Below are 8,427 nucleotides of genomic sequence, written 5' to 3' on the forward strand. Positions count from 1 at the left end.
CGCGGGCGCGTGGGGCCGGGGCCGGCGGGGCGCGGTTCCTTTCCCGGCGCCCCGCCCCGGCGCCCGCCCGGGCCGGGCCGCCGGCGTGGCCCGCGCCCCGCCGCGACGGCCCGACCGCCGCCGCTGCCGCCATGCCGACGCAGGTCAAGACCGCCTTCGCCGCCGCCCTGCTGTCGATGGTCGCGTTCTTCGCCGGCATCATCATGCTGCCCGCCCGGCTCGCGGGCCTGGGCGTGGACGAGGCCGGCACCGGCTATTTCCTGTCCTTCATCTCGCTGGTGGCGGTGGGCGGCGCGGCGCTGCTGCCGGCGCTGGGCCGGCGCGCCAGCGGCCGCGCCGTGCTGGTCGCCGCGCTGCTGGCCTACGCGGCCGCCCACGGCTGTTTCACCGTGGCGCAGTCGCCCGCGCAATGGCCGGCGCTGCTGGCGGGCGCGCTGCTGCATGGACTGGGATTCGGGCTGTCGATTCCGCTGCTCAACCACCTGGTCATCGAACATAGCGCCGACGGCGCGCGGGCCCGCCATCTGGCGTACCTGTCCATGGCCATCTTCTGCGGCCAGTTCCTGTCTTCCTTCATGGAATTCCTGCCCGGCGGGCCCGGCGTCGTATTCGCCGGCGCCGGCCTGATTTCATTGCTGTCGGCCGCCGCCTTCGCGCTCGCGATGGGCCGCCAGCACCCCTCCCCCCGTCACGACTGAGGACACTCGCGCCATGGAACTCTCGCAAGCCAGCCTGCTGCTGGACCCCGCCCCCCTGCAACTGGAAACCGGCTTTGAACGGCTGCCCAACGGCGTGCTGCACGTGGCCTGCCGCACCGACCTGCACAACTGCACGGGCGAGATGTTCGAATGGTGGTTCCGCTCGCGTCCCGGCACGCGCGAGTACATCTGGTGGCACCCCGTGGACCACGTGTCCAGCGACTGGGCCGAAGGCAGCGCCGATACGCACGTGGGTTCGATCCATCTGGTGAAGGAGTACTTCACCGGCATGCCCGCCGCCGACCTGGCCATCCAGTTCCGCGACGCCGCCGAGTTCTTTGGCGCCGAGGCCTACCGCGCGGCGCGCGACAGCGGCGCCATCTCGGCCGCCGTCTGCGGCCGCGTCGGCATGGGCGCGACGCCGCAACGCCTGCCCACGGGCGAAGTGCTGGGCGGCCGCCTGTTGCACATCGGCCGCGACACGAAATGGGGGCTGGCGCTGCGCAGCCACTTCTACATGGGCCAGGACCTGGTCGCCGACGGCTGGACGCCGGACCAGCTCAAGGCTGAATTCAGCGACGACTTCGGCCGCGCGCTGCTCATGCACTGCTACAACGAGTTCACCTTCCTGTCGCGCTTCCTGCCCGGCCTTCACGCCGGCGACAACCGCGACACCAAGCCGGTGACGCTGCCCTGGTAAGCGCCACGCCGCAGGCCACCGAAACGCGCAGGAGACCGGGCCGGCCCGGATACGGCGTTCCAAGAACGGCGGATCAAGAGCAAGGTCTCGAGCACGCCGTCACGAAAGCGGCGCATCATGAACAAAAGGCCCCACCGCCCTGAAGCGGTGGGGCCTTTTGCCTGCAGCCCGATCTATGCCTGATGGTTTACTTCAGCCAGACGCGCGCGTTGCGGAACATGCGCATCCAGGGGCTGAACGTGCCGCCGGCGTCGGCCTTGCCCCACTTCTCGGGCGCCCAGGACATCATGACGTTGCGGGTCACGCGTTCCGGGTGCGGCATCATCACCGTGAAGCGGCCGTCGGCGGTGGTGACCGAGGTCAGGCCGCCCGGGCTGCCGTTGGGGTTGAACGGATAGGCCTCGGTGGCCTGGCCGCGGTTGTCGATGTAGCGCGCGGCCGTCAGCACGCGGCCGGCGTCGCCCTGCTGCGAGAAATCGGCATAGCCTTCGCCGTGAGCCACGGCCACCGGAATGCGCGCGCCATCCATGCCGGCGAAGAAGATCGACGGCGACTTGGCCAGTTCCACCAGGGCCAGGCGCGCCTCGTACTTCTCGGACAGGTTGCGCGTGAAGCGCGGCCAGGCCTCGGCGCCGGGGATCATGGGCGCCAGCGCGGCCATCATCTGGCAGCCGTTGCACACGCCCAGCGCGAAGGTGTCGGGACGCGCGAAATAGGCGGCGAACTGATCCGACAGGCGGCTGTTGAAGCGGATGGTGCGGGCCCAGCCTTCGCCGGCGCCCAGCACGTCGCCGTAGCTGAAGCCGCCCACGGCCACCAGGCCCTGCATGCCCGCCAGGTCCACGCGGCCGGCCAGCAGGTCGGTCATGTGCACGTCGAAAGCCTCGAAGCCGGCGGTGTCGAAGGCCCAGCCCATTTCGACCTGGCTGTTGCAGCCCTGCTCGCGCAGGATGGCCACGCGCGGACGCTTGCCGGTGACGATGTACGGCGCGGCGATGTCTTCCTGCGGATCGAAGTCCACGTTCGGCTGCATGCCCGGATCCTGCGTGTCGCTCCAGACATCCAGCTCGGCCTGGGCGCAGGCCGGGTTGTCGCGGCGCGCCATGATGCGGTAGGACACCTCGCTCCAGGCGCGGCCCAGGTCGGCGCGCGGCTGGCCCCAGACCTTCTTGCCGTCGCGGTAGAACTCGACTTCGTCGGCCGCGTTCAGGCCGCCGATCACGTGCGAGTGGGCCGACAGGCCGGCGCCGCGCAGCACCTGCATGACGGCGTCGCGTTGCGCGGCCGGCACCTGGATGACGGCGCCGGCTTCTTCCGAGAACAGCGCCTTGAGCGTCAGCTCGTCGCGCTGCACCGCCACCTGCTCGGGACGGATCTTGTAGTCGCCCCAGTCGGCCGACTGCGGATCGAAGGTCAGCATGTCCAGGTTGACCGAGATACCGGTGCGGCCGGCAAAGGCCATTTCGGTCAGCGTGGCGAACAGGCCGCCGTCGGAACGGTCGTGGTAGGCCAGGATGGTGCCGGCCTCGGCCAGCGTGCGGATGGTGACGAAGAAGGCGCGCAGGTCCTGCGGCGCATCGATGTCCGGCACGGTCTCGCCGACCTGGTTGTAGGCCTGCGCCAGGATCGAGCCGCCCATGCGATGGCGGCCTCGGCCCAGGTCGACCAGGATCAGCACGCTGTCGCCGGCGTCGGTGCGCAGCTGCGGCGTGAGGCTGGCGCGCACGTCGGCCACCGGCGCGAAGGCCGTGACGACCAGCGACACCGGCGCCACCACCTGGCGCTGCTCGCCGTCCTGTTCCCAGCTGGTCTTCATGGACAGCGAGTCCTTGCCGACGGGAATGGACAGGCCGGCGGCCTGGCACAGCTCGCTGACGGCCGACACGGTGTCGTACAGCGCCGCGTCCTGGCCCGGCACGCCGCAGGCGGCCATCCAGTTGGCGGACAGCTTGATGTCTTCCAGGCGCGCCACGTCGGCGGCGGCCAGGTTGGTCAGGGCCTCGGCCACGGCCATGCGGCCCGAGGCCGGCGCGTCGAGCATGGCGATGGGCGTGCGTTCGCCCATGGACATGGCTTCGCCACGGAAGCCTTCGTAGTCGGCCAGCGTCACGGCGCAGTCGGCCACCGGCACCTGCCACGGACCGACCATCTGGTCGCGGCTGGACAGCCCGCCCACGGTGCGGTCGCCGATGGTGATGAGGAAGGACTTGTTGGCCACGGTGGGGTGGCGCAGCACGCGGTAGGCGGCCTCGGTCAGGTCGATGCCGGCCAGGTCCAGCGGGGCCGACACGCCGGGCAGGCGCTTGACGTCGCGCGTCATGCGCGGCGGCTTGCCCAGGATCACGTCGATAGGCACGTCCACCGGACGCACTTCGTCGGCGCCCTGCGCGCGGATGGCGTCCAGGCCCGGCAGGCCCTCGCCGTCTACCACGCGCAGCTGGCGCTCTTCGGTGGCCACGCCCACCACCGCGTAGGGGCAGCGCTCGCGGCGCGCGATGGCGTCGAAGCGGTCCAGGTCCTGCGGCAGAATCGACAGGACGTAGCGTTCCTGCGATTCGTTGCTCCAGATCTCGGCCGGCGACAGGCCCGATTCTTCCAGGGGCACGCGCTTCAGGTCGAAGATGGCGCCACGGCCGGCGTCGTTGACCAGCTCGGGGAAGGCGTTGGACAGGCCGCCCGCGCCCACGTCATGGATGGCGATGATGGGGTTGCGCTCGCCCTGCTGCCAGCAGCGGTCGATGACTTCCTGCGCGCGGCGCTCCAGTTCGGGGTTGCCGCGCTGGACGGAATCGAAGTCCAGCTCGGCGGAGTTGCTGCCCATGCTGATGCTGGACGCGGCGCCGCCGCCCATGCCGATGCGAAAGCCCGGGCCGCCCAGCTGGATCAGCAGCGCGCCCGGCGGGATCACGTCCTTGTGCGTGAGGCCGGCGTCGATGCTGCCCAGGCCGCCCGCGATCATGATGGGCTTGTGATAGCCCCAGCGCGTGTCGCCGGCGGTCTGCTCGAAGCTGCGGAAATAGCCCAGCAGGTTGGGACGGCCGAATTCGTTGTTGAAGGCGGCGCCGCCGATGGGGCCGTCGATCATGATGGACAGCGGCGAGGCGATGCGGTCCGGCAGGCCGTGATGATCGGCTTCCCAGGGCTGAGGCGCGTCCGGAAAGCGCAGGTGCGACACGGTGAAGCCGGTCAGGCCGGCCTTGGGCTTGGAGCCTCGGCCGGTGGCGCCTTCGTCGCGGATCTCGCCGCCCGCGCCGGTGGAGGCGCCGGGGAACGGCGCGATGGCGGTCGGGTGGTTGTGCGTTTCCACCTTCATCAAGGTGTGCACGGTGGTGTCGCGGCGGATGTAGCGGGCCTGGTCGGCGCCCTCGCCCGCCGCGCCCGGCAGGCCGGGCACGCCGGCCTGGAAGCGCTGGGCCGGACCGCCTTCCATGATGGCGGCGTTGTCGGAATAGGCGACCACGGTGCCGGCGGGCTGGGCCTTGTGGGTGGCGCGGATCATGCCGAACAGCGTGTTGGGCTGTTCCTGGCCGTCGATCACCCACTGGGCGTTGAAGATCTTGTGGCGGCAGTGCTCGCTGTTGGCCTGGGCGAACATCATCAGCTCGACGTCGGTGGGGTCGCGCCCCAGGTCACTGAAGGACTTGGCCAGGTATTCGATTTCGTCGTCGGACAGCGCCAGGCCCAGCGTGGCGTTGGCCTCGACCAGCGCCTCGGCGCCGCGCGCCTGCACGGCCACGGTGCGCATGGGCTTGCCGGCCAGCGTCTGGAACAGCGCCTGGCCGTCGAAGCCGGCGTCGACCACGGTTTCGGTCATGCGGTCATGCAGGCAGTCGGCGGCGCGCGCCAGCATGGCGGCGTCGAAGCTCTTGGCGCCCAGCAGGCCGCGCTCGGGGGTGATCACATAGCGCACGCCGCGCTCGATGCGGCGCACGGCGTCCAGGCCACAGTTGTGGGCGATGTCGGTGGCCTTGCTGGCCCACGGGGAAATCGTGCCCAGGCGCGGGATGACCAGCAGTTCCAGGCTCTTGGCGGGCGCGTCGCCGGTCACGGGCGTGCCGTAGTCCAGCAGTTGGGCCAGCTGTTGCTGCTGCCCGGCCGTCAGGGCGGCATCGGTGTTGACGAAGTGCTCGTAGCGGGCGGAGATGTCGGCCACCGGCAGGCCGGCCTCTTTCAGTTGCGCCAGCAGGCGATCGCGGCGGAAGGAGGACAGGACGGAGGAACCAGGCAGATGCTGAACAAGGGACACGATGCGGGCGCCGTATTTGAGGAAGGAGCAAAACGGGGATTTTACCTGTTAAGCGGGTTTTCCCGGAGCGCGCGCGCGGGCGGCGTCCGATCGTCCGCTTCCGGCGCGGTGTTACAAAAAAATTCGAACCCGATCAACCCAGCATCTTGCGTCGCAGCATTCATGAAAATCCATGAATCTCCTGCAAATTCTGCCTGGTCATCGCGATTTCCGAAAATCTGATCCCGCAATGCAACATGCGCAGCCAGCGCCAAAAACGCGGGAAAACACGAACACCCCAGCCGGGAACCCGACGGTAGGATGCTGCGACACCTCCTCCAATCCGCGCTCAACGCCGCGCCAGCCGCAACGCCTCACAATGTCCCGCTCCGACGCCCACCCAGAGCCCGCCGAACCGATTCTTCCCGTTGAACCCGAACCCGACGTGAAAGTGCCGCTGGCCATCGAGGACTGGCTGGCCGTGATCTTGCTGGCGGCGCTGGCGCTGATCACCTTCGTGAACGTGCTGGTGCGCTACTTCACCGACCAGTCCTTCGCCTGGACCGAGGAAATCTCCGTCTTCCTGCTGATCGTGCTGACCATGGCCGGCGGCAGCATGGCCTTCGTGCGCAACCACCACATCCGCATCGAGATCCTGGCCGACAACGGCTCGCCGCGACGCCAGCGCATCATGGCCCTGGTCGCCAACGGCTGCGTGCTGCTGTTCTTCGTGCTGCTGACGGTGCTGTCGGTCAAGCTGGTGGCCGACGAATACATCTACGAAGAGACCTCGCCCGCCATTGGCGTGCCGACCTGGTGGTATTCGATCTGGCTGCCGGTGATGGCCGCCGCCATCTCGCTGCGCGTGCTGGGCGCGATGCGCCGCATCCTTCGGAGCCCCGCATGATCGCCGCCATCCTGTTCGGGGTCTTCATCGTCCTGATGCTGATCGGCGTGCCGGTGGGCGTGGCGCTGGGCCTGGGCGGCACGGTGGCCATCGTGCTGTCCAACCTGGACACGCCCTGGTATGGCCTGTTGACGGTGCCGCAGAACTTCTACGCCGGTCTGGCCAAGTACCCGCTGCTGGCGATCCCGATGTTCGTGCTGGTCGGCTCGATCTTCGACCGCTCGGGCGTGGCCAAGCGCCTGGTGGATTTCGCCATCGCCATCGTCGGGCGCGGCCCGGGCATGCTGCCGCTGGTGTCGATCGCCGTGGCCATGTTCCTGGGCGGCATCTCCGGCTCCGGCCCGGCCTGCGCCGCCGCCGTGGGCGCGGTGATGATCACCGCCATGTCGCGCGCCGGCTATCCGGGCTCGTTCTCGGCCGCGGTGGTGGCCGCCGGCGCCGCCACCGACATTCTGATCCCGCCCTCGGTGGCCTTCATCATCTACTCGGTGCTGGTGCCGGGCGCCTCGGTGCCGGCGCTGTTCGCCGCCGGCATGGTGCCCGGCATCCTGGCCGGCTTCGCGCTGATCATCCCGGCGGTGTGGCTGTCGCGCAAGCACAAGATGGGCTCGCTGGAAGCGCACTTGCCGCGCCCGCCGTTCTGGAAGAGCCTGCGCGAGGCGTCCTGGGGCCTGGCCGCGCCGGTGCTGATCCTGGGCGGCATGCGCATGGGCTGGTTCACGCCAACCGAGGCCGCCGTGGTGGCGGTGTTCTACGGCCTGTTCGTGGGCATGTTCATCCATCGCAGCATCAAGCTGCGCGATCTGTTCACCATCCTGCGCGAGGCCGCCGAGCTGTCGGCCGTGATCATGCTGGTGGTGACGCTGGCCGGCATCTTCGCCTGGGCCCTGTCCACGCTCAGCGTGATCGACCCGATCACGCACGCCATCGTCAATTCCGGGCTGGGCGAATGGGGCGTGCTGGCGCTGCTGATCCTGCTGCTGATGACGGTGGGCATGTTCCTGGACGGCATCTCGATCTTCCTGATCTTCGTGCCGCTGCTCATGCCCATCGCCAATGCCTACGGCTGGGATCCGGTGTGGTTCGGCGTGATCCTGACGCTGAAGGTCGCGCTGGGCCAGTTCACCCCGCCGCTGGCGGTGAACCTGATGGTGTCGTGCCGCATCGCGCGGGTGCCGATGGAATCGACGGTGCCCTGGGTGGTGTGGCTGCTGGGCGCGATGTTCCTGGTGCTGGTGGCGGTGCTGGTGTTCCCGCAACTGGCGCTGTGGCTGCCGCACAAGCTGGGATATTGAACGCCGGGCGCGCGCCGCGCGCCGGCCTGGACATGTACGGACATCACAACGAGAAGAGAGGAGACGCAAGATGAAATTCCGCAATTGGATCGCCGCCGCCTTGTGCACGGCCGCCGTCGCCGGCCTGGCGCCCGCCCACGCGCAGACCTACAAGCCCGAGTACAAGCTCTCCATCGTCGTCGGCACCACCTTCCCGTGGGGCCAGGGCGCCGAGATCTGGTCCAACCTGGTGCGCGAGCGCACCCAGGGCCGCATCAACATCAAGGTCTATCCCGGCACCTCGCTGGTCCAGGGCGACCAGACCCGCGAATTCACCGCCATCCGCCAGGGCGTGATCGACATGGCCGTGGGCTCGACCATCAACTGGTCGCCGCAGGTCAAGCAGCTGAATCTGTTCTCGCTGCCCTTCCTGATGCCCGACTACGCCGCCATCGACGCGCTGGTGCAGGGCGAGGTCGGCAAGGAGATGTTCAAGCTCATCGAGAAGGCCGGCGTGGTGCCGCTGGCCTGGGGCGAGAACGGCTACCGCCAGCTGTCGAACTCCAAGCGCGAGATCAAGCGCCCCGAGGACATGAAGGGCATGAAGCTGCGCGTGGTGGGCT

General features: G+C 69.3%; 6 protein-coding genes. 5 read left to right on the forward strand and 1 reads right to left on the reverse strand.

The features are described 5' to 3' along the window. The first annotated feature begins 131 nt into the window (after positions 1-131). Both KDH83_RS27650 and KDH83_RS27655 read left to right on the forward strand, forming a co-directional pair. Positions 132-698: an MFS transporter gene (locus KDH83_RS27650; protein ID WP_212321610.1), complete on the forward strand. Its 567-nt coding sequence runs from the start codon at positions 132-134 to the stop codon at positions 696-698. Positions 699-711: 13 nt separating this feature from the next. Next, positions 712-1,398, forward strand: a complete 687-nt coding sequence (locus tag KDH83_RS27655) for a hydrolase (RefSeq protein ID WP_212321612.1) — start codon at positions 712-714, stop codon at positions 1,396-1,398. A 187-nt stretch (positions 1,399-1,585) separates the two neighbouring features. Here the strand turns inward: KDH83_RS27655 and purL are convergent, their stop codons facing one another. After that, entirely contained in the window at positions 1,586-5,644 is a 4,059-nt protein-coding gene (gene purL / locus KDH83_RS27660; protein WP_212321614.1) for a phosphoribosylformylglycinamidine synthase, read from the reverse strand. A gap of 358 nt (positions 5,645-6,002) precedes the next feature. Here purL and KDH83_RS27665 point away from each other — a divergent pair, with 358 nt between their 5' ends. From KDH83_RS27665 to dctP, 3 genes are all read left to right on the forward strand, one after another. Further along, positions 6,003-6,530, forward strand: a complete 528-nt coding sequence (locus KDH83_RS27665; RefSeq protein WP_212321616.1) for a TRAP transporter small permease — start codon at positions 6,003-6,005, stop codon at positions 6,528-6,530. Continuing rightward, positions 6,527-7,825, forward strand: coding sequence for a TRAP transporter large permease (locus KDH83_RS27670; RefSeq protein WP_212321618.1), 1,299 nt, complete (start codon positions 6,527-6,529; stop codon positions 7,823-7,825). Before KDH83_RS27665 ends, KDH83_RS27670 begins: the two co-directional genes overlap by 4 nt. A gap of 70 nt (positions 7,826-7,895) precedes the next feature. Next, positions 7,896-8,427, forward strand: a 532-nt coding sequence (dctP, locus tag KDH83_RS27675) for a TRAP transporter substrate-binding protein DctP (protein ID WP_212321620.1), incomplete at its 3' end; no start/stop codon positions are given.

Origin of the sequence: Achromobacter sp. Marseille-Q0513 (genome assembly GCF_018195695.1) — a bacterium.
In the GTDB taxonomy this organism is placed as follows: Bacteria; Pseudomonadota; Gammaproteobacteria; order Burkholderiales; family Burkholderiaceae_B; genus Achromobacter.

Coding starts and splice junctions, on each gene's coding strand:
- KDH83_RS27650 (WP_212321610.1), top strand. CDS start 132: ATGCCGACGCAGGTCAAGACCGCCTTCGCCGCCGCCCTGCTGTCGATG.
- KDH83_RS27655 (WP_212321612.1), top strand. CDS start 712: ATGGAACTCTCGCAAGCCAGCCTGCTGCTGGACCCCGCCCCCCTGCAA.
- KDH83_RS27665 (WP_212321616.1), top strand. CDS start 6,003: ATGTCCCGCTCCGACGCCCACCCAGAGCCCGCCGAACCGATTCTTCCC.
- KDH83_RS27670 (WP_212321618.1), top strand. CDS start 6,527: ATGATCGCCGCCATCCTGTTCGGGGTCTTCATCGTCCTGATGCTGATC.